This is a genomic window from Arthrobacter sp. NPDC057388, assembly GCF_042668165.1.
GTDB lineage: Bacteria > Actinomycetota > Actinomycetes > Actinomycetales > Micrococcaceae > Arthrobacter.
The window spans coordinates 1-21834 of sequence record NZ_JBHVBL010000027.1 but is presented as its reverse complement, the minus strand read 5'-3'; the positions used below and the strand labels follow the sequence as shown (position 1 = coordinate 21834).

Here is a 21834-nt window from a genome sequence, read left to right as displayed (position 1 = left end):
TCAGCCGTTCCCCTTTTTGCTGTCGCCGTTTCCGTTATTGCCGCTGTTTCCGTTGCCCCCGGTGCTGCCGCCCGTGCTTCCGCCGGTGTTGCTGCCCGTGTCACCGCCCGTGTTGCCGCCCTGGACCGGGTTGTTCGGTACCGGGTTGTTCTGCACCGGGGGCTGGTACTGCGGGGTGCCGTACAGCAGGTTCGACGGCGGTTCCGGGAACGGTTCGGTGCCGTAGCCCGGTGCGATCTCGGACATGAACCGCGAGAACATGGGCCCGGCAATCATGTAGCCGTCGATGCCGGTGTAGAACTTGCCGTTGACTGTCACGTTCTGGCCGGCTCGCTGCTGGCTGCCGAGCGGGTCACCGAACCACGCCGCCGTCGCCAGGCCCATGGTGTGGCCGACGACCCAGGTGGAGCCGTTGTTGTTCGACGTACCGGTCTTGGCGGCGATCGGGAAGTTGGTCCGGGTGGAGATCCGCGGTTCGATCAGCGAGCCGGAGCCTTCGTTCAAGACCTGCTGCAGGGCGTAGTTCACGCCTCGTGCCACCTCGGGCTTGAGGGCGTCCCGGCAGGCAGGGGCCTGCGCCGGCAGCTGGGCGCCGGTCTGGTCCGTCACCGACGTGATGGCGATCGGCGCGCAGTACTTGCCGTCGTTCGCAAAAGTCGCGAAGGCCGCGGCCATGGTCAGCGGCGCCGTCTGCCGGGAGCCCAGCAGGTTGCCGATGGTGGTCATGGTGATCTTCGGGTTCGGATCGACCACCGCGTTGGTGTCCTTGTCGCGGGTCGGCAGTCCCTCGTGCAGTCCCACCGCGTCCACGACCTTCTGGATGCCGCACAGGTCAAGCTGGGCAGCGGACGCGAAGGTGGCGGTGTTGATGGAGTTCTTTAGGCCGTCCAGCACGCTCATGGGCCGGTAGTAGCCCTCCTCGGCGTTTTGCAGGTCCGTGGAATCGCCGTTGGTGCTGTCGTACCAGCCGACCGTGGGGGTCTCGCAGGTGTTGCGCCACGGGAAGCTCTGCGGGTAGCGGCGCTGGGTGGCGTCGACGATCGTGTTCATCGACTTGCCCTCGTTCAGCCACTCGGCAAACGTGAACGGCTTCATGGTGGAGCCGGGCTGCGCGCCGCCGAGGCCGTTCAGGTCATTGCCCTGGTCGTCGTACTGGTCGACACTGAAGTTGATCTGCGAATCGAACTTGCCCTTGCCCTCAAACCACGAGGTGTTTTGGGCCATGTTGGTGATCTTGCCCGTGCCCGGTTCCATGGACACCAGCGCGGCACCCCACTTGTCCGGGTTGGCGCCGGCGGCAGCGTTCACCTGGTCCTGCGCTATCTTCTGCGCCTTCGGGTCCAGGGTGGTCTTGATGGTCAGGCCGCCGCGGAACACCTTCTTCTCACGCTCGGTGGCATCCGCGCCGTACGCCGGGTTGTTCAGCAGGAGGTGCAGGACGTAGTCACAGAAGTACGGGGCGGTGGGGGAGTAGGCGCAGCCCTGCCGGGCCGGGGTCACCTTCGGCTTGACCGGCGTGGCCACTGCGGAGGTGTACTGCGCCTTGGTGATCTTGCCGTGGGTGAGCATTGCGCTCAGCACCAGGTCCCGGCGCTTCTTGGCGTTGTCCGGGTTGGTGATGGGGTCGAAGGCCGAGGGGCTGTTCACCAGGCCGGCGAGCAGCGCAGCCTGGGGGAGGGTCAGGTCCTTGGCGGTGGTGCTGAAGAAGAACTTGGAGGCGGCCTCAATACCGTACGCATCACGGTTGAAGAAGACGATGTTCAGGTAGCCCTCAAGGATCTGCTCCTTGGTGAATTTCTTCTCCAGGGCGATCGCGAGCTTCATTTCGCGGAGCTTGTCGCCCACGCCCTTGTTAACGCCGTTGAGCTTGATCTCGTCGGAGTTGCCTTCCGCCTCGAGGTTGGCGTTCAGGACGTTGTTGACGTACTGCTGCGTGATGGTGGAGGCACCCTGCTTGTTGCCGCGCGCGGTGCTGACCAGGGCGCGGAGGATGCCCGTGGTGTCCACGCCGCCGTGCTCGTAGAACCGGCTGTCCTCAATGGCGATCACCGCGTCCTTCATGTACGGGGAGATCTGGTCCAGCGGAACGCGGGTACGGTTTTCCGCGTACAGGTTGGCGATCACGCTCCCGTCGGCGGCCAGGACCTTGGTGGACTGGCTGGGCGGGTCCACCTGGAGTTCAGCCGGCAGGGTGTCAAAGAATTCGATCGAGCCGCTGGCCGTGCTGCCTGAGACGGCGGCTGCGGGAACCAGCAGGCCAGCCACGAGGACACCACAAATAGCGCTCACGCCAAGGAAGCCGAGAATTTTACCGAGGGTGGTGGCCGTGTCGAATATGGGGTTCTTACGAGTCGCCATGTTCTCCAGTTTACCGGCAACGATTAGGCTTTATTTCATGACCAAATGGGAGTACGCCACGATTCCGCTCATCATCCACGCCACGAAGCAGATTCTTGACCAGTGGGGAGACGACGGCTGGGAGCTAGTTCAGGTAGTCCCCGGACCCGACGGCAACGGCCTTGTCGCCTACCTTAAGAGGGAGAAGCAGTAGCATGACCACCCCCCAGGAAACCGCTTCCAGCACTGGAACGGTGGCATCGTCCGCCGTCGAGCAGCGTCTTGCTGAGCTGGGACTGACCCTTCCCGAAGTCGCGGCGCCCGTCGCCGCCTATGTGCCGGCTGTCGTCTCCGGCAACCATGTTTACACCTCCGGCCAGCTGCCGTTTATTAACGGCAAACTCGAAGCTACGGGCAAGGTGTCCGCCGGCACCGAGGGCACCTCGGACGAGCCGACTGTGTCTCCGGAAGACGCCAAGGCTTACGCCGCGGTCTGCGCCGTGAACGCCCTGGCAGCGGTAAAGAGTGTCATCGGCGACCTCGACCGCATCACCCGCATCGTCAAGGTCGTGGGCTTTGTCTCCTCCGATCCTTCCTTCACCGGCCAGCCCGGCGTCATCAACGGCGCGTCCGAGCTCCTGGGCCGGGTCTTCGGCGACGCGGGCCAGCATGCCCGTTCCGCCGTCGGCGTTTCAGTCCTGCCGCTCGACTCCCCGGTGGAAGTCGAACTGATCGCCGAATTCAGCTAGGGAGCAGTCGGTTCCTTTGCCTCACCTAGCACGCCGGCTGTTCGTTCTTCCCCCCGACCTTGAAGGGGCGGCACACAGCTGGCTCGAACACGGGGAACGCACTCCGCGCGCACCCCGTTTCGCTTCCTCCGTGGTGCTTCTCCGGGACTCACCCACCGGCCTGGAAACCTGGCTCGGGTACCGTCCCGGGGAATCACCACTGGGTGTGGTTGCCTTTCCCGGCGGATCGCTGGACGCTTCCGACGACGACCCCGTCGGCTGGCTGGGGCCTCCGCCCCAGCACTGGGCCGAGCAGATGGGAACGGACGACGTCGGACTTGCCCGCCGCCACGTGGTGGGCGCCGTCCGCGAACTGTTTGAGGAGACCGGCGTGCTGCTGGCCGGCCCGGACCTGTCCTCCACGGTGGAGGCCACCTCCACCGCGGAGTGGATGAAGGCCCGGGAGGCGGTGGCCGTGCAGGAAAAGTCGTTCACCGAGATCCTGGCCAAGCGCGGCCTCTCCATCCGCACCGACCTGCTTAAGCCGCTTGTGAACTGGCTCAGCCCTGACTTCGCGCACCGGCGCTTCAACACCCGCTACTTCGCCGCGACCGTCCCCATGAACCAGCAGCCCACACTCCTCGAGAGCAAGGGCGTCTGGGGGCAGTGGGTGTGCGCCACCAAGGTGGTCGCCGAACGCGACACCACCGCCCTCGGCGACGAAGTCGGCCAGGAGAACACAGTCGGCCTGACCCTCGGCCAGCTCATGGTTCCGGGCTCCGAGATCATGCTCGAAAAGATGGCCAAGGCCAACGGCTGCATCGCCTACCTCAGCTACAAGCGCACCCCGCACGTGTACCAGCCCCGGCTCGTCGACGAAAACGGCGCGCTCATGCTCGAGGTCGAGGCAGCCAAGACAGTAGCAGGAGAGCCCCAGCGGGAACGGTAAACTACCTTCGCCGTGGTTCCGTCGGTTGTGGTCACCTGCGCCGAGCGGCGGCCCTTCGCCGTCGCTTAGCGCGTAGGTCCCTTCCCAACGCTCGCGAGCTCGCGTCGGGGCCCTCGGGACGACGCTTACGGCCGAATTGCGTCGCTCGGTCGCTGAGCGACCTCCGGACCCCGATGCCCCGCGATGCGCTCCTACCCGAAGGCCCGCAGCCCGGCTCGCGCGCACCTCACCAAATGCTTCCTCACATCCCGTCGGGTTCTTCCCAACGCGTCCTCAGTTCCCGTCGCCTTTTCCCCAACGCGTCCTCAGTTCCTGTCGGGTTTTGCCAAACCCTTCCTCAGTTCCCGTCGGTTTTGCCGACGACAAACTGAGGCGGATTGCGGTTCTTCGGAAAGGAGCGCATCGCGGCGCATCGGAGCCTGGAGGTCGCTTAGCGACCGGAGGGGTCCCTATGGGCCGTAAGCGTCGTCCCGAGGGACCCGATACGAGCTTGCGAGTGTCGGGAAGGGACCTTCGCGCTAAGCGACGCCGAAAAGCCGCCTTCCGCCGGTGGTGAGCTGCAAGCAACAGCCGGTGCTGAATTAAAAAGCAAAGGCCGCCCCGGTGGAAAACCAGGGCGGCCTTTCGCTGATGTGGGGCTAGCGTGAGCGCTGGCGGAGGCGCTGCATGTCCAGGATGACGACGGCGCGGGCCTCGAGGCGCAGCCAGCCGCGCTGTACGAACTCGGCGAGGGCCTTGTTGACGGTCTCGCGGGAAGCACCGACCAGCTGGGCCAGCTCTTCCTGGGTGAGCTCGTGTGCGACGAGGACACCGTCGGTGGCCGGACGGCCGAAGCGGTCGGCGAGGTCCAGGAGGGCCTTGGCCACGCGGCCCGGCACGTCGGAGAAGACCAGGTCGGAGAGGGAGTCGTTGGTGCGGCGCAGGCGGCGGGCGAGGGCCTGCAGCAGCTGGGCCGAGACCTCAGGGCGGGTGCGCAGCAGGGAGTTGAGGCTCTCGTTCTTGAGGCCGGCGAGGCGGGTCTCCGAAACAGCGGTGGCCGTTGCGGTGCGCGGGCTCGGGTCGAACAGGGCCATCTCGCCGAAGAGCTCACCCGGGCCGAGGATGGCCAGCAGGGATTCGCGGCCGTCGGGGGACGTGCGGCCGAGCTTCACCTTGCCGGAGACGATGAAGTAAAGCTGGTCACCCTGGTCGCCCTCGCGGAAGACGGACGCGCCGCGGGACAGGTCGACCTCGGTCAGTTCGTCCGTCAGCAGACGGAACGCGTCGTCATCCAGCGTGGCGAAAAGGGGTGCGCGGCGCAATACCTCGATGTCCATGAATTCTCCTGAGTAAAAGTGTCGTCTGGGGCGCTTGTGCCATTGTTTCAGAATTTTCAACGTTCTGTGACGTACTTGGCAGCTGAAACACGCTAAAAGACGCTGCGAGACCAGCCTGCGCTCCGGGCATCCACGGCAAACTGTCAGACTTCGCCAGTAGAATCGGGGCTTAGCTGCTTGTGAGGAGACCCGGTGTTTGGCCTGACCGTTCTGGACCTTGCGTTGATTCTCACGCTCTTGTCCTATCTGATCTACGGGCTGCGCAACGGCTTCCTGGTGACAGTCGGCGGCCTTGCCGGGTTCGCGGTCGGTGCAGTGGCCGCCTTCCTCTCCGTTCCGCTGGTCAGCGACTTCGTGAAGGACAGCGGATGGCGCCTGACCGCCATCATCGGAACCGCCGTGTTGCTGGTGGTTCTGGGCAATGCCCTGGGCACGATGATTGGGCGCAGCATCCGCAGTGCCGTCCGGATGAGGCCGCTCCGCGCTGTGGACCGGCTCATCGGCGGGGCCGTGAACCTGGTGGTCTCCGCGTTGGTCATGTCCATGCTGGCCTTCAGCATCAGCGCACTCGGTGTGCCCTTCGTCTCACAGCAGCTGGCGGAGTCCAAGGTGATCCGTTTCATAGACGGACTGACGCCAAATCCGGTCAAATCCACCATGGCGCAGCTGCGCTCGGCGGTTATCGGGGACGGGATCCCCACGCTCATCGAGGGCATCGGGCAGGACGAGCAGGTGCCGGTGCCCAACGCCAGCACGGACACGCCGGCCCTGAACAGGGCGGCCGGCTCGGTCCTGAAAATTGCCGGGACCGCATTCCAGTGCGGGCAGAACCAGACCGGCACAGGGTTTGTGGTCTCGCCCGGACGCGTGGTGACGAACGCGCACGTCGTGGCTGGTGTATCGCAGCCCGTGGTGGAGATCCCCGGCGGCGGCGCAATGCCCGGCAGGGTCGTGTACTTCGACAGCAAGCGCGACCTCGCAGTCCTGGCCGTGGACGGTCTGCCCACCGCGGCGCTGCCGCTCAGCTCCGACCTGCCCGCCGGAACCGGCGCCGCTTTTGCCGGGTACCCGCACGGCGGCCCCTACCAGTCCAAGCCGGCCACGGTGCAGGGCATTTCCACGGTGCTCGTGCCGGACATCTACGGCAACAACCCGGTTCCCGATGAGGTGTACAAGCTGGCAGGCGACGTCCAGCCCGGGAACTCGGGCGGGCCGCTGCTCACCACCAACGGTGAGGTGGCGGGCGTCATCTTTGCGAAGACAACGTCCAACGCCGCCACGGGCTTCGCGATTCCGATGATCGACCTCCGGCCGGTCGCGGCAGAAGCGCCGGGGCTGTCCAACCCCGTCTCGTCGGGGCAGTGCATCCAGCAATAGCGGGCATCCAGCAGTCGCAGGCAAGGCATCCAGTAATAAATCCGCTCTAGAGCCATTCCAGGCTCTGGCCGTGCGGGCCGGTGATGGCCACCGGGCGGCCATTGTGCTGCAGCAGGAAATTCCCGCGGAGCCGTTCGGCGTCCATTTCCGGGACCACCGCTGAGCCGTCTTCCTGGATAATCACCGTCTCGCCCTCGTTGGACAGCCAGTGGCAGCCCCTGCTGTGGGTCAGTCCCTGCATGGTGGTTCGGAACCGTGCACGCCCGCCAGCGCTGAGGTAACCCATGACGGCGCTGTGGAACACCACCAGCGCGGCATCCGCAGGCGCCCGCGCGGCCAGTGCCGGCAGTTGCTCGTTCAGGTCCCCGGCCACCAGCAACGGAGGCTCTTCCCTGGCGACGGCAACGGCCCGACGCAGCCGGGCGCGGCGGAATTCCTGCTCCGGCCAGATCAGCGCCTCAAGCCAGGCCACGTTGTCAGTATTCCGCACATCAAGGGGGTTCAGGTCAATCCCGGCCCGCCACACCACCTCAGGCAAGCTGTCCGGCAGGGGAACAGGGCCGGCAGTCCTGCAGTGCAGGACCGGAGGTTCCGGCCGTGAACCGGCCAGCGGCCGGCCGGGCACCGGGGGCGGCTCGCCGGAAACGGTCACGCGGGTGGGTCCCCCAAACCCAGCGGGACCCACCCGCGTGACCGTTCCGCCGTCGTCGAACTCGTAGCTGTACCGGTCCGGGAACAGAGCGAGCCCAGCGGAGGCGCCCACCTCGATCAGGGCGAGCGGCCTGCCCTCGGCAGCGGCGATGCCTGCGAGCGAGGGAAGCAGCGTGGCGCAGCGGCCCACCTCGTTGGTCTGGGTGGCGCGGGACAGGACGATGCCCGAGACCTCGGCCCAATGTGCGTCCAAAAACGCACGAAACTCCCGGTACGGGGAAATTTCGGCACCCAGGAAGCGTGCGGCGGCAAGCATCAGCAGGGGCTGGCGCTTGTTGTACGGCCACTCGTCGATCCGGGCGATCAGCTCGGGATCCTCCGCGATGTGCACCGACCAGTCGGCGTAGCAGGGCGAGGACCCGGGGGCATCAACAGTGCCGAAGTGCCGGTACCACGCTGCGGTGCCGGTGCCGGATCCGGGCGCAGTACCGGACCGCGCCGGCATGGTCAGGCCTTGCCGGCATTCAGGTCGGCGAGGTACTCCACAGCGAACCGGTAACCGAGGATTCCGGCGCCGGCGATCACGGCCTTGCTGATGTCCGAGAGGTAGGAGTGGTGGCGGAACGGCTCGCGTGCGTGCACGTTGGTGATGTGGACTTCCACCGCGGGGACCTGCACGGCGGAGATGGCGTCGCGGATGGCCACCGAGGTGTGGGTGTAGGCCCCGGCGTTCAGCACAATGCCGACGGCCTTTCCGCGGGCGGCGTGGATGGCGTCCACCAGGGCGCCCTCATGGTTGGACTGGAAGCACTCGACCTCCAGGCCGTGGGCGGCGGCGGCGTCCTTGGCGAGCTGCTCGACGTCGGCCAGCGTGGCAGTGCCGTACTTCTCCGGCTCACGGGTGCCGAGGAGGTTCAGGTTGGGGCCGTTCAGGACCAGGATGGTGCCGCGGCCGGCATCGTTGGCGGAGGGGGCTTCAGTCATGACAGCAAATCTATCGCGTCCCGGCAGGGAACCGCCCACATCCGTCATGAGAGTAGGGCGACCCTACCCCGCGTAGCCCTGCGGGTTGTTTTTCTGCCAGCGCCAGTGGTCTTCGCACATCTGGTCCAGCGCTTTGGTCGTGGACCAGGAGAGGTCGGTCATGGCGGAGGTGGCGTCCGCCCAGAAGGCCGGCAGGTCTCCCGGCCGCCGGCCCGTGATTTCATACGGGATCGGGGCGCCCACCGCCTTTTCAAAGGAGCGCAGGACTTCCAGCACCGAGGACGCTTCACCTGAGCCGAGGTTCCAGCGGAACACGCCTGTCTCGTTCGTGATGTGCCGCAGTGCCGCCACGTGGCCTTCGGCGAGGTCGACGACGTGTATGTAGTCCCGCAGGCATGTTCCGTCAGGGGTGTCATAGTCACCGCCAAACACCATGAGCTTTTCACGGCGGCCTACGGCCACCTGCGCGATAAAGGGGACGAGGTTGTTGGGGATGCCCTGGGGGTCTTCGCCGATCCGTCCCGAGGGGTGGGCCCCTACCGGGTTGAAGTACCGCAGGAGGGCGATGCGCCAGCGGCTGTCAGCGGCGCCAAGGTCGGAGAGAATGTCCTCGATCTGTTCCTTCGTGCGCCCGTAGGGGTTGTTCGCACCGATTTCCATCTTCTCCACGTACGGAACCGCGTTGTGTTCGCCGTAGACCGTGGCCGAGGAGCTGAAGACGACCGAGCGGACGCCATGGCGGTCCATTGACCGGATCAGGTTCAGGGTGCCAACGAGGTTGTTGTGGTAGTACTTCACCGGTTCAAGGACAGATTCGCCCACGGCCTTGAGCCCGGCAAAGTGAATGACGGCGTCGATGGCGTGCTGTCCGAAGACGGCGTCGACGGCCGGCTCGTCCAGGAGGTCGGCGTGGTGGAAAGCGGCCTGCCTGCCCGTGAGTTCGGCGACCCGCCGCAGTGACTCCTCGCTGGAGTTGCTGAGGTTATCGATGACCACCACGTCATGGCCGGCTTCCTGCAGGGAGAGGACGGTGTGGGAGCCGATGTACCCGGTGCCGCCGGTAACCAGAATTTTCATCTACGTTCCTTCATCTGGGCGGAGCCTGCCCTGTGTTCCCGCCAGGGGAACCGCAGGGGCAGGCTCCGCTCTTGGCCTTATTGGCTAAAGCGCCGTGACCTTCAGCGCCAGGGCGTGCTCCGGGTTGAGGCTCGGCATGGGCAGCCCGACCTCGGCCAGGAAACGGCCGCTGGCTTCCGCGCCGGTGGCCAGCCAGGCCGGCGGCTGGATCTGCGTGAAGGTGTGGGCGTAGTCGGCGTCCGCCGGTCCCGGGAAGATGGCCTCCACCCGGTAGCGGCGTGCCCCGTCCAGTCCCGGCAGCGCAACCCGGCCCGGCTGCTCCGCGAACGAGGTGCGCGTGCTGACCAGGGCGAACAGGGCCGCCGTCGAGCCTGCAGCAGCGGCAACCCGAGCCGGACCGGCCACCACACCGTGCAGCATGAGCGAATCGTCGGGGACGTCGGCACGGACCATCCGGCCGCTGTGGATCAGCCCGCGGTGCTCCTTATAGAGGGCGATGAACCGCTTCAGCTCCGCACGCTCGGCACCCTGCACCTGCCGGACGTCCCACTCCATCCCGAAGTGTCCGAACAGTGCCGTGATGGCACGGAAGGACAGGTCGTGGGTCCGGGCGGTGGTGTGCGAGGTGGTGGGGCCGATGTGCCCGCCCACCAGTTCCGGCGGAACCACGACGCCGGTCCAGCGCTGGATGGTCTGCCGTTCCAGGGCGTCGTTGCAGTCCGAGGCCCAGATCCGGTCCGTGCGCTCCAGGATGCCGAGGTCCACGCGCGCCCCGCCGGAGGAGCAGCTCTCAATCTCGACGCCGGGGTGGGCCTTCCGCAGCTCGTCGAACAGGCGGTAGGCGGCGATGGTCTGGGCATGGACGGACGGGCGTCCGGCATGCCCGTGCTCGGTGAGGTCGCGGTTCTGGTCCCACTTCAGGTAACTGATGTCGTTCTCGCGCAGAAGGGCGTCGATCCGGTCAAAGATGTACTGCCATGCCTCCGGGTTGACCAGGTCGATGACGTGCTGGTTCCGCCAGGCCAGCGGCAGCCGCCCGCCGTCCTTGTGGGAAACCGCGGCCGGCCCGACGATCCAGTCCGGGTGCGCCCGTGCCACATCCGAGTTGAGGTTGATCATCTCCGGCTCCACCCAGAGGCCGAACTCCATGCCCCGGGAGGTGACCGCGTCGATGAGCGGCGTCAGCCCGTCCGGCCAGAGCGTCTCGTCCACGAACCAATCGCCCAGCCCGGCGGTGTCGTCACGGCGGCCGCGGAACCAGCCGTCGTCGAGGACGAAGCGCTCCACCCCGAGGTCGGCGGCCGAGTCAGCGAGTTCGATCAGGGTGTCCAGGTTGTGGTCGAAGTAGACGGCTTCCCACGTGTTCAGCACCACGGGGCGGGGCTTACCGGTGGGCTTGCCGCCGCCCGCCGCCGGAAGCACGTGGTGCGGGCGGGAACGGAACCAGCTGTAGAACGCCTCGCTGATGCCGTCCAGGCCGCGGTCCGAGTAGGCGGCGAAAAGTTTGGGCGTGGAATAGCCAGCGCCCGGTTCCAGGATGACCTCGGCCGGGCCCAGCAGTTCGGAACCGCCGATCATGGTGCGGCCGTCGCCGATGGTGTCCGCAAACTGTTCGTGGTTCCCGCTCCACGCCAGGTGGGTGGCCCAGACCCGGCCGTGGCGGTTGCCGAAGCCGGCCGTGCCGGCCGCGAACAGCAGTGACGAGTCGTGCCCGGTCCGCCCGTGCCGGCCGGAACGCACCCAGGTGCCCTGCTGGATGGGTCGGCGCTGCGGGTGCCGTTCCCGGCACCAGCGCCCGGTCAGGTCCAGAAGTTCGACGGCGTCGGGAGACACCGGGAGGACGGCGGCAAGCTCGTCGAGCTGGAACGGCGACGTTCCGGTGTTGGTGGCGGTGTGCTGGAGTTCCAGCAGGCCGCCGTCGTGCAGGGTAATCGTGGACTCGACGGCGATGCCGGCGTCGGCGTCCTGCTGGACGACGGTGGCGGAGTTGCCGTTAATCGTGCTGTGCACGGCGCGCAGGCGGACGGAGAAATCGAACCCGGAGGCGCCGTCGGCAATCCTGTGGCCGCGCAGCGCCGGCCGGCCGCGCCAGCTGGAGGACGCCTGGGGGAGCAGTCCCGCCGGGACGGTGACGTCGATGGCGGAGTTGGTGATCGCCGGCGTGAGGATGGACAGGTCAGGGAGTTCGCTGCCAAGGTCGGCGCCCCAGTGGATGACCTCGGCCTCCCCGCTGTTGAAGCTGATCACCAGGCTGGTGCCGGCGGTACGGAGGTGCAGGGGATCCATAGGTAAGTCTCTTTCATGATGAGCAGATCGGGTGAAGGGTACTGCGGGGCCGGTCGCGGTGTCCGCGGTGCCGGCCCCGCCGATGCGGTGCTGGATGCCTGGACTTTGATTTTCGCCCAGTTGAACGCCTACTTGAAGAGGGAGTTGACCTGCCCGTTGGCGTCGGAGAGGGTGCTGGCGTCCTTCTTGCCGGACAGGACGGCGTCCATGGCCGGCTTCATGATGCCGTCCACCTTGGCGGCCTTGTCAGCGATGGGGAACAGGAAGGTGGTCTTGTCCTTGACCTGCTGCGTGAACGCCGAGACGTCGATGCCCTTAACCTTGAACGCGGCCGCGGCCTTGTCCGAGGAGGTCTTGAGGGCCGGGAAAACGACGGCCTTGGAGGCCACGACGTCCTGGCAGGCGGGGGAGGCCAGATACTCTACCCACTTGGCCGAGGCTGCCGGGTACTTGGTGCCGGCGAAGATGGAGTCGGCCAGGCCGTTGAACATGCTGGCACGCTTGCCGTCGGGTCCCTTGGGGGTGGGGGCGATGCCCGTTTCCACGCCCTTGTAGCTGGTGTACTGGCCGATCATCCAGGATCCGTTGGTGTTGATGGCTGCCTTGCCTGCGCCGAACGCGTCAGCCACGCTGGCGCCGACGGTGGTTTCCAGCTTGGGCATGTAGCCCTTCTCGGCCAGCCCCGCCCACCACTTGATGGTGTCCTGGAACTTCGGGTCGTCGTAGTTGAACTTGGTGCCCCACGGGTTCTTGTCCGTGTGGGTCCAGCCGGTGGTGCCGGTGAGGAAGCTCCACTGGGTCTGGCCCTGGCCGGAGCCTGCGGATTCCAGCCCGAGTCCGTACACGGCGACGTTGTTTTTGTCGAAGCCGGCCTCGTCGCCGCGCTTGCCGTTCTTGTCCACGGTCAGGTGGGCGATGGCCTTGCCGTAGCTGCCGCCGTCCTGCGGGTTCCAGTCCAGGTTTCCGAGCTGTTCCCCGGTGTAACCGGCATCCTTGACGAGTTTCTTGTTGTAGAACATGGCCACGGTGTCCCAGTCCTTGGGCAGCCCGTAGCGCTTGCCGTCCTGCCCCACCCACAGGTCTGCCAGGCCTTCGTTGTAGCCGTCCAGTTTCACGCCGTCCTTCTGGACGGCCTCATCCAGCGGGAGCAGCTGCTTCTTGGCGGCGTATTCGGGGTACTTGGACAGGTGGTTGGTGAACACATCCGGAGCGGTACCTGCCACGAAGCCGTTGGTCAGCGTGGTCCAGTAGTCGTCCCAGCCGCGCTGGGTGATCTTGACCTTGATGTCCGGGTTCGCCTTGGTGAAGTCCGCGGCGCACTGCTGGTAGGCCGGGAGCTGGTTGGCGTCCCACAGCCAGTAGTTGATTTCGCCCTTCGCCTCGGACGAGCCGGAGGAGGAACCGCCGCAGGCGGAGAGGGACACGGCAATGGCTGCGGCGGCAGCGACGGCGCCGATCGTTTTCTTCATGATGGACCTTTCTTGGGGGAGGCTGTGTTGGGGGAGGGGGGTTATTTGATGCCGGAGAAGCCGATGGAATTGACCACCTTCTTGCCGAAGGCGAAGAAGAGCAGAAGCACCGGGAGGGCGGCGACGATGGTGGCGGCCATGAGGCCGGACCAGTCCGGGGCGCCCTGCGGGGACTGGGACTTGAAAACGCTCAGGCCTACGGTGAGGACGCGGACGTTCTCGTCCTGGCCTACGAGCAGGGGCCAGAAGTATTCGTTCCACTGGCCGATGAATGTCAGCAGGGCCAGGGTGGCCAGCGGTGCGGCGGCATTGGGCAGCACAATCTGGAAGAAGATGCGCAGGTGCTTGGCGCCGTCCAGCATGGCGGCCTCCTCCACCTCGCGGGACATGTTCAGGAAGAACTGCCGGAGGAAGAAGATGGCGAAGGGGGTCATGAACAGGAACGGGAGGGCCAGCCCGGCGAAGGAGTTCAGCAGGCCCAGGTTCTTGATGAGCAGGAAGTTGGGCAGTGCCGTGAAAATCGGCGGAACCATCATGGTGGCCAGGAACAGCGCGAACACCTTGTCCCGGCCGGCCCAGCGGAGCCGGGCGAAGGCGTAGGCGGCCATGGCGCTGAAGAACACCTGGCCGGCGGTGGTCACCGTGGAGAAGACCACGGAGTTGCGCAGGTACAGCCAGAAGTTGATGTTGGCGCCGGACCCGCCGTCAGCGATGGCTTCCTCGGCGGTCTGCATGCCGAAGACCCGCTTGAATGCGCCCCAGCTGAAGTCGGCCGGGAGGATGCTTGAGGCGTTGGCCGCCAGCGAGTGGTTGCTGGACAGTGCGGTCCGCAGCATCCACAGGAACGGGACGACAGTGACGAGGAGGGCAAGGACGACGAGTGTCCAGGCGCCCGCACGGCGCCAGTTCACCGGCTTGCGTGCAGCTGTGCTCCGGTTCCGGGTGTTGGGGTTCCGGGAATTGCGGTTGAGGATCTGCGTGGTCATGGCGGGGGTTCCTTAGTCCAGGTCCGATTCGTTGCCCTTGAGGAACTTCATCTGGATGAAGGCCACCAGGGCGAGGATCACGAAGAGAATGACGGAGAGCGCCGACGCGTACCCGAAATCCGATTCACCGAAGGCTTTTTGGTAGATGTACATCTGGATGACCCGGGAGGCGTTGACCGGGCCGCCGTTGGTGGTGACCGCGACGGTGTCGAACACCTGGAAGGACCCAATGACGGTGACCACCAGGACCAGGGCCAGCACGGGGCGAAGCAGCGGCATGGTGATGGACCAGAAGGTCCTCGTGGGGGAGGCGCCGTCCAGGGAGGCCACCTCGTAGACGTGGTTCGGAATGGCCTGCAGGCCGGCGAAGATCAGCAGGGCGGTGTAGCCCATGTGGCGCCAGACGTTGACGAAGGCGATGGTGGGGATGGCCCACTGTTCACTGCCGAAGAAGGCAATGCGGGGCAGGCCCAGCCAGCTGATCACCTCGTTGACGATGCCCAGCTGGTAGTCGAGCATCCAGAACCACAGCAGGGCAACGATGACGTTGGCCACGAGGAACGGCAGCAGCAGGGCGCCGCGGATGAACGTGGACTTTGCCACGCGGTGCATGAGGAGGGCCAGGCCCAGGGCGATCGCCGTTTGGAAGCCGATGTTCAGCGCCACGTACTGGACCGTGACGCCCATGGCGTTCCAGAACAGTTCGTCGCCGAAGATCGCCGTGTAGTTCTTGACGCCAATCCACTCCGGTTCTCCCAGAATGCTGTATTCGGTGAAGCTCAGGTAGATGCCGCGCAGCGTGGGCACCAGGTAGAAGGCCACAAAGCCGATCATGGCGGGGGCAACAAAGAGCAGCGCGATCCGCAGGTCGCCGAGTCGGGGAACTCCCCGGCGCAGCTTGCCGGGCCGTGCAGGACGCTGGCTGCTCCTGGCTGGGGGATTCTTGGTGAGGGTGGTCATCATCGACCCTTCCTGGGTGTGTGATGGAACTAACAATCGCCAACGAATCTACACGAGTAGAAACCGGAGTGCAAGGAAAATTTCCTTGCTTTTACTAGGATTTTTCTCTCCAACGTTGCACATATTGACTCGAGTAGATCCTGCTGCAAGACTGTGGCGCAGATATCTGCGCGGGCCCTCGCCGGTGCCGCTCAAACCAGGAAGGCAGGAACAATGGCGTTTTCAATCGGAGTCGTGGGGGTCGGACAGTTCGGCTCCCAGTTCGCCCATCTCTTCAACCTCCACCCCGGAGTCAGCGAGGTCTTCGTGGTGGATGAGCGGCCGGAGCGTGCCGCCGAGGCCATCGGCCGCTACGGGCTCGCCGGTTCCATCGGCACCTTCGAGGAGCTGCTGGCGTCCGACGTCGATGCTGTCGCCATCTTCACGCAGCGGTGGACCCACGGACCCCTGGTGGAGCGGGCGCTCCGCGCCGGAAAGCATGTCTACTCGGCTGTGCCCATGGCGGTCACCGAGGATGAGATCGCCAGGATCATCGACGCCGTCAGGGAGACCGGCAACGTCTACATGATGGGTGAGACCAGCTACTACAACCCGGCCACGGTCTACGCCCGGCAGCAGCACGCGGCCGGCACGTTCGGACGGGTGTTCTACTCCGAGGGCGACTACGTCCACGACATGGACCTCGGCTTCTACGACGCCTACCAGTACAGCGGCGGCGAACGCTGGAAGGAGACCGCCAGCTACCCGCCCATGCTGTACCCGACCCACGCGATCGGCGGGGTCCTCGGTGCCCTCCCGGCGCACGCCGTAAGCGTCAGCTGCGTCGGCGTGAAGGACGACCGCCAGGACGGCGTGTTCGACAAGGACATCAGCATGTTCGGGAATGACTTCTCCAACGCCACTGCCCTTTTCGAGCTGAACGACGGCGGTGCCATGCGGACCAATGAAATGCGCCGGGTGGGCTACCCCTCACATATCCGTGAATCCCGGTTCCGCTTCTTCGGCACCGAGGCCAGCTTCGAGCAGCTGGCCAAGGTTACGGTGTGGCAGGACAAGGCCAACGTGCACGACATCTCGGAACAGGTGGAGTCCCGGCCCAGCGTGCCCCTAGACGACCCATCGCTGGCCAACGTGGCTCCGGAACTGCGTGATGCGTTTGTCTCCGGGCTGGCTCCGGTCCATGACAGCGCGAGGCTGCCTGAGGAGTTCCGCGGCGCACCCAACGGCCATGAGGGCAGCCACCAGTTCCTCGTGGACGACTTTGTCACGGCCGTGAATACCGGATCGCTGCCGCCGGTGAACGCCTGGACGGCCGCGCGTTTCACCCTTCCCGGCATCGTGGCCCACGAGTCCGCCCGCCGGAACGGCGAACGGCTCCCCATCCGCGACTTTGGCGATGCCCCGGCAAGGCTGTAGGGCGGGCTGTAGCTAGCATGGACACTATGACGATTCCGGCAGTGCCCACCCCCCGGACACAGGTGACCCGTAAGGATGTTGCCCGCTACGCCGGGGTGAGCACCGCCGTCGTCAGCTACGTGGTGAACGGCGGGCCGAAGAAGGTGGCGCCCGCCACCGAAGCAAAAGTCCAGGAGGCCATCCGGCAGCTGGGCTACCGCCCCAACGCGGCCGCGCGGGCCCTGAAACTGGGGTCCAGCGAAACGATCGGCCTGGTCATCCCGGACAACAGCAACCCGTTCTTCTCCATGCTGGCCCACGCTGTGGAGGATGCGGCGGGCGCACTCGGGTACGCCCTGGTGCTGACGAACTCGGACGGAAACCTTGCCAAGGAACGCCGGAACATCCGGAACCTCGCGGCCCGGCAGGTGGACGGCGTGGTGCTGGCCAGCGTGCTGTTCGAGCCGGACCTGGCCGATCTGGAGACCGCGGAGATCCCGTCAGTGCTGCTGAGCCACAGCGGCAGTTCTGCCGCCGTCACCACGGTGGGCGTGGACCTGGCCAAAGGTGCCCGCACCGCCGTCGAGCATCTGATTGGGCACGGCCATACCAACATTGGGCTGGCCATGGGCACGACCACCGGCAACGAAGCGGATGCCCGCGAAGAGGGCTGGGTGCAGGCACTGAGGGACGCCGGATTGCCGGAAGGACCCATCGCCCGCAGCGCCTTCACCCGGGTTGGCGGGTATGCGGCCGGGAAGCGGTTCCTGGCGTCCGGGCACCGGCCCACGGCCATCTTCGCCAGCTCGGACATGCAGGCGATCGGCATCCTCCGGGCCTTTCACGAGGCCGGGCTGTCCGTCCCGGGGGACATCGCTCTGGTCTCGTTCGACGGATCGGAGGACGCCGAGTACTCCTGGCCCACGCTGACCACCGTGGAGCAGCCTGTGCGGGACATGGCGGAGGCCGCGGTCCGCGCACTGGTCGGAGCGGACCGCGGCGAGCCGGCACAGCACCGCGTCTTCCCCACGAAGCTCCTGGTCCGGCAGTCCTGCGGCTGCCCGTAGCTGCTAAACGAGCCGGAGCCGGCCCACCCGGTCCCGGAGGATCCGCTGGGCGTCGGGGGGCAGCCCGGAATCGCTGATCACCTCGTCGGCTTCCTCAAGCTTGGCGATGGTGCTGATGCCCTGCATGCCCCACTTCGTGTGGTCGGCCAGGACCACCACTTTGCGGGCGGCAGCTATGAAGGCACGGTTGGTTTCGGCTTCCAGGAGGTTCGGCGTGGTGTAGCCGGCCTCGGCGTCCATGCCGTGCACGCCGAGGAACAGCAGGTCCAGGTTCAGCTGGCTGAGCGCCGCCGTCGCAATCGGTCCCACCAGGGCGTCCGATGGCGTGCGCTCGCCGCCGATGAGGATCACCGTGGAGGCGTGGCGTCCGGTGCCCGATGCTGAGGCGTGATGGAAGAGGTCGGCGATCTTCACCGAGTTGGTCACGGCGGTGATCCGGGGGCCGCCGGCGAGTTCCTTGGCCAGCGCCCAGGTGGTGGTGCCGGCGCTCAGGGCCACCGCCATGCCCTCGTGGACCATGGCGGCAGCTTCCAGGGCAATGGCGCGTTTCTGCGCGGTCAGCTGGGTGGACTTCAGTTCGAACCCGGGCTCGTGCGTGCTGGCGTCCCCGGGCAGTTTGGCGCCGCCGTGGATACGTTCAACCTGGCCGCTTTCCTCCAGCAGCTCGATGTCCCGGCGGACCGTCATCAGGGACACGCCCAGCTGCTGGGCGAGGTCCGACACGCGGACCACCCGGTCGCGCCGGACGGCATCCACTATGGACTGGTGGCGGGCCGCGGGAAGCATCGGGATCCTTTCAGTGGATGAAACCTCGTCCTGCCCATCATCGCCTAGCCCTTGCTGGAACCAAGAGTCAGGCCCGCAACAAACTGCCGCTGCAGGAGCAGATAGACAACCAGGGTGGGGATGACCGTGATGACGGCGCCGGCCGCCAGCAGGTTGTAGTTGTTCAGGAACTCGCCTTGGAGGTTGTTGATCGCGGTGGTGACGGGCAGCCGGTCGCCGCTCTGGATGAACAGCAGGGGCCAGAAGAAGTCGTTGTAGATAAAGATGACCTCCAGGGTTGCCAGCGCGGCGAAGGCAGGCCGGCACAGCGGCATGATGATTTCCCGGTACTGGCGCCAGATGCCGGCGCCGTCCACGAGCGCCGCCTCCGTCAGGTCAGCGGAGAGCGCCTTCATGTAGTTGGACAGCACGAAGGTGCAGAACCCCATTTGGAATGCCATGTTCACGGCAATGACGATGATGTAGGTGTTCAGCATGTTGCCCGAGTCGCTGAAGGAGTACGGAACCTGGAAGTGCTTGGCCATCTCGAACAGCGGGGCCGCCAGGACCTGGGGCGGCAGCAGGTTGCCCGCCGTGAACATGATGAGCAGCGTGATGTTGAATTTCCAGCTCACCCGGCTGACGGCGAATGCCATCATGGACGCGAAGAAGAGCACCAGCAGCACCGCCGGGACGCAGATGATCACCGAGTTCCAGAGGTACTTGGCGAAGCCGCCCTGGGACCAGGCCTGGATGAAGTTGTCGAAGTTGAAGTCGCCGGCCAGGCTGAAGTAGCCGTGCTCGTTGGTGGAGCTGATCGGCCGCAGGGCGGTGAACACGGCCCACAGCAGGGGGACCAGCCACATGACGGCCATGGCCGTCAGGAAGATGTGCGTGCCGTAATGCCGCTTCGGCTTGCTGCCGGAGCGGCCGGTGGTGCCGGTGGTGCCGGTTGCGGCGGTGCTGGGGGAAGAGGCGGCGCTCATGTCCTGTTCTCCCTGCCGAAGGTGCGGCTGAGGTAGAACACGATGGGGACGAGGGAGATGACCAGCAGGACCACCGCAAGGGCGGAGCCGACGCCGATCACCTGGCCTTCGCCCACGAGGTTCTGGATCACCAGGGCGCTGAGGAGCTCCAGGCCGTTGGTGCCGCGGTTGATGACATAGACGACGTCGAAGGCCCGGAGCGACTCGATGACGGTGATGACGACGATGACGATGTTGATGGGCCGCATAGCCGGGAACACCACGCGGAAAAAGGTTTGCGCCGCGTTGGCGCCGTCGATCGCCGCGGCCTCCTTCAGGCTGGGATCCACGCCCTTCAAGCCGGCCAGGTACAGGAGCATCACGTAGCCGGCGTGCCGCCAGGTGGCGGCGACCATGGCTGCCCAGATGTTGACTGAGGAGTCACCGAACCAGTCAACGGCCTGCGGCGTCCCTGAGGTTCCGAGGAGGAAGTTCAGCAGGCCGTTGTCACGCTGGTAGAACAGCTGCCAGATGATGCCGATCAGTGCCAGCGACAGCATCACCGGGGCGAAGAAGATGCTCTGGTAGATCCGGCTGCCGCGGATCTGCTGGTCCAGCAGCACTGCCAGCAGCAGCCCCAGAGGTGTGGCCACCAGCGCCAGGAAGGCCAGCCAGAGCAGGTTGTGCTGCATCGCCGGCCAGAACGGCGGGTAGTCCTGGGAGATGTACTGGTAGTTGTCCGTGCCTGCCGGCCTGATGTCGCTGACGGCCAGTCCGTTCCAGCGCGTGAAGCTCAGCCCGACGGACATGACCGTGGGCAGCCACACAAACACCAGCTGGATCAGCGTGGGGATGCCCACCATGAGGGACAGGGCGGCCTTGTCCCGCGTGGAGAGCCGGCGGACCTTTCCGCTGCGGACCTGCTTCGCCGGCGCCCCGGAGGGTGCCCTGGACTCCGGCGGGACCAGGTCTCTTGCTGTTGCGCTCATGGGAGTGTCCGGGCTATTGGGCTGCGTACAGTGACTTGGCCTGCGCCTCAAGGTTCTTGACGTCCATCTTGCCGCTCTTGAGGAAGGTCTGCAGGGCAGGGATCATGACGTTGTTGGCCATGGCGGGCAGGGCGTCGCGGTCAAAGAACTGGCTGATGGACTTCGCCTGGGCGATGGTGTCGGCGCACTTCTTGTTCAGCGGCGTGAACTTGGAGGTGTCCGCGCCCTTGGCCGTGGCGATGTTGGAGGCATCCACCGAGGCGTAGATGTCCTGGCCCTCCGGTGTGCCGATGAATTCCATGAACTGGTGCGCGGCCGCGTTCCCGCCGCCCTTGGTGGACAGCAACAGTCCGTCGATGGGTGCTTCCACGGCATCCCTGCCCTCGGTGGCGAGCTCCGGGAACGGGAAGAAATCGATGTCCTTCAGCACTGCGGGATCGGTGAACTGCTGCGTGACAAACGAGCCCAGCAGGTACATGCCCGTCTTCTTGGCGGCAAGTGCCCGCGCCGCGTCCTGCCAGGTCTGGCCGAGTGCCGCAGGATCCTGGAACGGCAGCAGTGCGGACCAGGTGTCGAAGACGTCAGTCACCTTCTTCTGGTCCCAGGACTCCTTGTGGGCGCAGAGGTCCACGTGGAACTGGTAACCGTTGAGCCGCATGTTGATGTAGTCGAACGTGCCCATGGCGGGCCAGCCGTCCTTGTCGGCGAAGCCGATCGGAATGATGCCGTCGGACTTCATCGTGGCCGCCAGTGTCTTGAGGGCATCGAAGGTTTCCGGCACCTCGTAGCCCTTATCGGCCCACACGCTCTTCCGGTAGAAGAAGCCCCACGGATAGTTGTAGTTGGGGACGAAGTACATCTTCCCGTCCGGTCCCGTGGACGCTTTCTTCAGGGCGTCCGAGAAGTTGCCGCCGATCTTGGCCCAGACGTCGTCGACCGGTGCCAGAAGCCCCTTGCCCGCATAGAACTGCATCCGGTAGCCGGCGAACCAGGTAAAGGCGTCGTCAGGGGAGCCCTGCAGGTAGGAGTTGATCTTGTTCTGGAAATCGTTGTGGGGCACCACGTTGGTGCTGACCGTTTTGCCCGTCTTCTTGGTGAAGGCATCGGTGACGGCCTGGTAGGCCTTCTTGGGAACCTCGTCCGAGGAACCGGAGCCGAACGTTAGTCCGGAGGAGTCCGAACCTCCGGCAGACGGGCCGCTGCCTCCGGTGCAGGCTGCCAACAGCGGCACGCCCGCCAGGCCCGCGGCGCCCGCGCCGACTGTTTTGAGGAATGTCCGCCGGGCTGGCCCGGCGCTGGTGGACGCTTCCGGATGTTTTGCCATGATCTCTCCCGGGGAATGGAGCTATGTGACATGTATCACATACAGCTGACTATAACCTCGCAAAAGGGAACAGGAAAGATCGCAAAACAACACGGGTCTTGTGGCCTGGTTGGACTGCCGGCAGGGCTGCCGCGGCGGCTCGCGGGGTCCGACGGCGGGATGCGGCGGGGGTGCAAAAGGCAGGGCCCGTCCGGTGGTCCGGACGGGCC

General features: G+C 65.9%; 19 protein-coding genes. 6 read left to right on the top strand and 13 right to left on the bottom strand.

Translation table 11 applies throughout. The annotated features are described in order from the left end of the window. Entirely contained in the window at positions 1–2358 is a 2358-nt protein-coding gene (locus ACFUTU_RS13740) for a transglycosylase domain-containing protein (protein WP_377965131.1), read from the bottom strand. A gap of 37 nt (positions 2359–2395) precedes the next feature. Between ACFUTU_RS13740 and ACFUTU_RS13735 the strand changes: the two genes are divergently transcribed. The 3 genes from ACFUTU_RS13735 to ACFUTU_RS13725 are packed head-to-tail and all read left to right on the top strand — an operon-like array spanning position 2396 to position 4014. Further along, entirely contained in the window at positions 2396–2551 is a 156-nt protein-coding gene (locus tag ACFUTU_RS13735) for a DUF4177 domain-containing protein (RefSeq protein WP_003797879.1), read from the top strand. Position 2552: 1 nt separating this feature from the next. After that, positions 2553–3086, top strand: a complete 534-nt coding sequence (locus ACFUTU_RS13730) for a RidA family protein (RefSeq protein ID WP_377965129.1) — start codon at positions 2553–2555, stop codon at positions 3084–3086. 16 nt (positions 3087–3102) lie between these two features. Beyond that, positions 3103–4014, top strand: coding sequence for an NUDIX hydrolase (locus tag ACFUTU_RS13725; RefSeq protein ID WP_377965127.1), 912 nt, complete (start codon positions 3103–3105; stop codon positions 4012–4014). Positions 4015–4652: 638 nt separating this feature from the next. On the opposite strand, the gene ACFUTU_RS13720 is transcribed toward ACFUTU_RS13725, so the two are convergent. Beyond that, a complete protein-coding gene (locus ACFUTU_RS13720; RefSeq protein WP_003797871.1) occupies positions 4653–5330 on the bottom strand; it encodes a Crp/Fnr family transcriptional regulator in 678 nt (225 codons plus the stop codon). A gap of 192 nt (positions 5331–5522) precedes the next feature. On the opposite strand from ACFUTU_RS13720, the gene ACFUTU_RS13715 reads away from it, so the two are divergent. Then, a complete protein-coding gene (locus ACFUTU_RS13715; protein WP_377965125.1) occupies positions 5523–6707 on the top strand; it encodes a MarP family serine protease in 1185 nt (394 codons plus the stop codon). Between the two features lie 46 nt (positions 6708–6753). Here ACFUTU_RS13715 and ACFUTU_RS13710 read toward each other — a convergent pair whose 3' ends face one another. The 7 genes from ACFUTU_RS13710 to ACFUTU_RS13680 all read right to left on the bottom strand — a co-directional run bounded on the left by ACFUTU_RS13710 (position 6754) and on the right by ACFUTU_RS13680 (position 15120). Beyond that, complete coding sequence (locus ACFUTU_RS13710) at positions 6754–7863, bottom strand: DUF2332 domain-containing protein (RefSeq protein ID WP_377965123.1); 1110 nt, start codon at positions 7861–7863, stop codon at positions 6754–6756. 2 nt (positions 7864–7865) lie between these two features. Then, positions 7866–8342, bottom strand: a complete 477-nt coding sequence (aroQ, locus tag ACFUTU_RS13705; protein WP_377965121.1) for a type II 3-dehydroquinate dehydratase — start codon at positions 8340–8342, stop codon at positions 7866–7868. A 63-nt stretch (positions 8343–8405) separates the two neighbouring features. Beyond that, positions 8406–9419, bottom strand: coding sequence for a UDP-glucose 4-epimerase GalE (gene galE, locus ACFUTU_RS13700; RefSeq protein WP_377965119.1), 1014 nt, complete (start codon positions 9417–9419; stop codon positions 8406–8408). Positions 9420–9503: 84 nt separating this feature from the next. Continuing rightward, entirely contained in the window at positions 9504–11705 is a 2202-nt protein-coding gene (locus ACFUTU_RS13695; RefSeq protein WP_377965117.1) for an alpha-galactosidase, read from the bottom strand. A gap of 128 nt (positions 11706–11833) precedes the next feature. Further along, positions 11834–13174 (bottom strand): ABC transporter substrate-binding protein, encoded by a 1341-nt coding sequence (locus ACFUTU_RS13690; protein ID WP_377965115.1) that lies wholly within the window; start codon positions 13172–13174, stop codon positions 11834–11836. 41 nt (positions 13175–13215) lie between these two features. Next, positions 13216–14160, bottom strand: a complete 945-nt coding sequence (locus ACFUTU_RS13685; RefSeq protein ID WP_377965113.1) for a carbohydrate ABC transporter permease — start codon at positions 14158–14160, stop codon at positions 13216–13218. Between the two features lie 12 nt (positions 14161–14172). Beyond that, positions 14173–15120, bottom strand: a complete 948-nt coding sequence (locus tag ACFUTU_RS13680; protein WP_377965193.1) for a carbohydrate ABC transporter permease — start codon at positions 15118–15120, stop codon at positions 14173–14175. 213 nt (positions 15121–15333) lie between these two features. Here ACFUTU_RS13680 and ACFUTU_RS13675 point away from each other — a divergent pair, with 213 nt between their 5' ends. After that, entirely contained in the window at positions 15334–16536 is a 1203-nt protein-coding gene (locus ACFUTU_RS13675) for a Gfo/Idh/MocA family protein (RefSeq protein ID WP_377965111.1), read from the top strand. Positions 16537–16562: 26 nt separating this feature from the next. Then, positions 16563–17582, top strand: coding sequence for a LacI family DNA-binding transcriptional regulator (locus ACFUTU_RS13670; RefSeq protein WP_377965109.1), 1020 nt, complete (start codon positions 16563–16565; stop codon positions 17580–17582). Between the two features lie 3 nt (positions 17583–17585). On the opposite strand, the gene ACFUTU_RS13665 is transcribed toward ACFUTU_RS13670, so the two are convergent. The 4 genes from ACFUTU_RS13665 to ACFUTU_RS13650 are packed head-to-tail and all read right to left on the bottom strand — an operon-like array spanning position 17586 to position 21625. Next, positions 17586–18368, bottom strand: a complete 783-nt coding sequence (locus tag ACFUTU_RS13665) for a DeoR/GlpR family DNA-binding transcription regulator (RefSeq protein ID WP_377965107.1) — start codon at positions 18366–18368, stop codon at positions 17586–17588. A gap of 44 nt (positions 18369–18412) precedes the next feature. Beyond that, positions 18413–19333, bottom strand: coding sequence for a carbohydrate ABC transporter permease (locus ACFUTU_RS13660; RefSeq protein ID WP_377965105.1), 921 nt, complete (start codon positions 19331–19333; stop codon positions 18413–18415). Next, positions 19330–20301, bottom strand: coding sequence for a carbohydrate ABC transporter permease (locus tag ACFUTU_RS13655; RefSeq protein WP_377965103.1), 972 nt, complete (start codon positions 20299–20301; stop codon positions 19330–19332). The genes ACFUTU_RS13660 and ACFUTU_RS13655 overlap by 4 nt, the downstream gene beginning before the upstream one ends. A 13-nt stretch (positions 20302–20314) precedes the next feature. Beyond that, on the bottom strand, positions 20315–21625 hold the full coding sequence (locus tag ACFUTU_RS13650) for an ABC transporter substrate-binding protein (protein WP_377965101.1): 1311 nt from the start codon (positions 21623–21625) through the stop codon (positions 20315–20317). Positions 21626–21834 lie beyond the last annotated feature (209 nt).

Bases quoted from the DNA above. Each gene is read 5' to 3' on its own strand.
- ACFUTU_RS13740 (WP_377965131.1), bottom strand. From the start codon at position 2,358: ATGGCGACTCGTAAGAACCCCATATTCGACACGGCCACCACCCTCGGT.
- ACFUTU_RS13735 (WP_003797879.1), top strand. From the start codon at position 2,396: ATGACCAAATGGGAGTACGCCACGATTCCGCTCATCATCCACGCCACG.
- ACFUTU_RS13730 (WP_377965129.1), top strand. From the start codon at position 2,553: ATGACCACCCCCCAGGAAACCGCTTCCAGCACTGGAACGGTGGCATCG.
- ACFUTU_RS13720 (WP_003797871.1), bottom strand. From the start codon at position 5,330: ATGGACATCGAGGTATTGCGCCGCGCACCCCTTTTCGCCACGCTGGAT.
- ACFUTU_RS13710 (WP_377965123.1), bottom strand. From the start codon at position 7,863: ATGCCGGCGCGGTCCGGTACTGCGCCCGGATCCGGCACCGGCACCGCA.
- aroQ (WP_377965121.1), bottom strand. From the start codon at position 8,342: ATGACTGAAGCCCCCTCCGCCAACGATGCCGGCCGCGGCACCATCCTG.
- galE (WP_377965119.1), bottom strand. From the start codon at position 9,419: ATGAAAATTCTGGTTACCGGCGGCACCGGGTACATCGGCTCCCACACC.
- ACFUTU_RS13695 (WP_377965117.1), bottom strand. From the start codon at position 11,705: ATGGATCCCCTGCACCTCCGTACCGCCGGCACCAGCCTGGTGATCAGC.
- ACFUTU_RS13690 (WP_377965115.1), bottom strand. From the start codon at position 13,174: ATGAAGAAAACGATCGGCGCCGTCGCTGCCGCCGCAGCCATTGCCGTG.
- ACFUTU_RS13685 (WP_377965113.1), bottom strand. From the start codon at position 14,160: ATGACCACGCAGATCCTCAACCGCAATTCCCGGAACCCCAACACCCGG.
- ACFUTU_RS13680 (WP_377965193.1), bottom strand. From the start codon at position 15,120: ATGACCACCCTCACCAAGAATCCCCCAGCCAGGAGCAGCCAGCGTCCT.
- ACFUTU_RS13675 (WP_377965111.1), top strand. From the start codon at position 15,334: ATGGCGTTTTCAATCGGAGTCGTGGGGGTCGGACAGTTCGGCTCCCAG.
- ACFUTU_RS13670 (WP_377965109.1), top strand. From the start codon at position 16,563: ATGACGATTCCGGCAGTGCCCACCCCCCGGACACAGGTGACCCGTAAG.
- ACFUTU_RS13665 (WP_377965107.1), bottom strand. From the start codon at position 18,368: ATGCTTCCCGCGGCCCGCCACCAGTCCATAGTGGATGCCGTCCGGCGC.
- ACFUTU_RS13660 (WP_377965105.1), bottom strand. From the start codon at position 19,333: ATGAGCGCCGCCTCTTCCCCCAGCACCGCCGCAACCGGCACCACCGGC.
- ACFUTU_RS13655 (WP_377965103.1), bottom strand. From the start codon at position 20,301: ATGAGCGCAACAGCAAGAGACCTGGTCCCGCCGGAGTCCAGGGCACCC.
- ACFUTU_RS13650 (WP_377965101.1), bottom strand. From the start codon at position 21,625: ATGGCAAAACATCCGGAAGCGTCCACCAGCGCCGGGCCAGCCCGGCGG.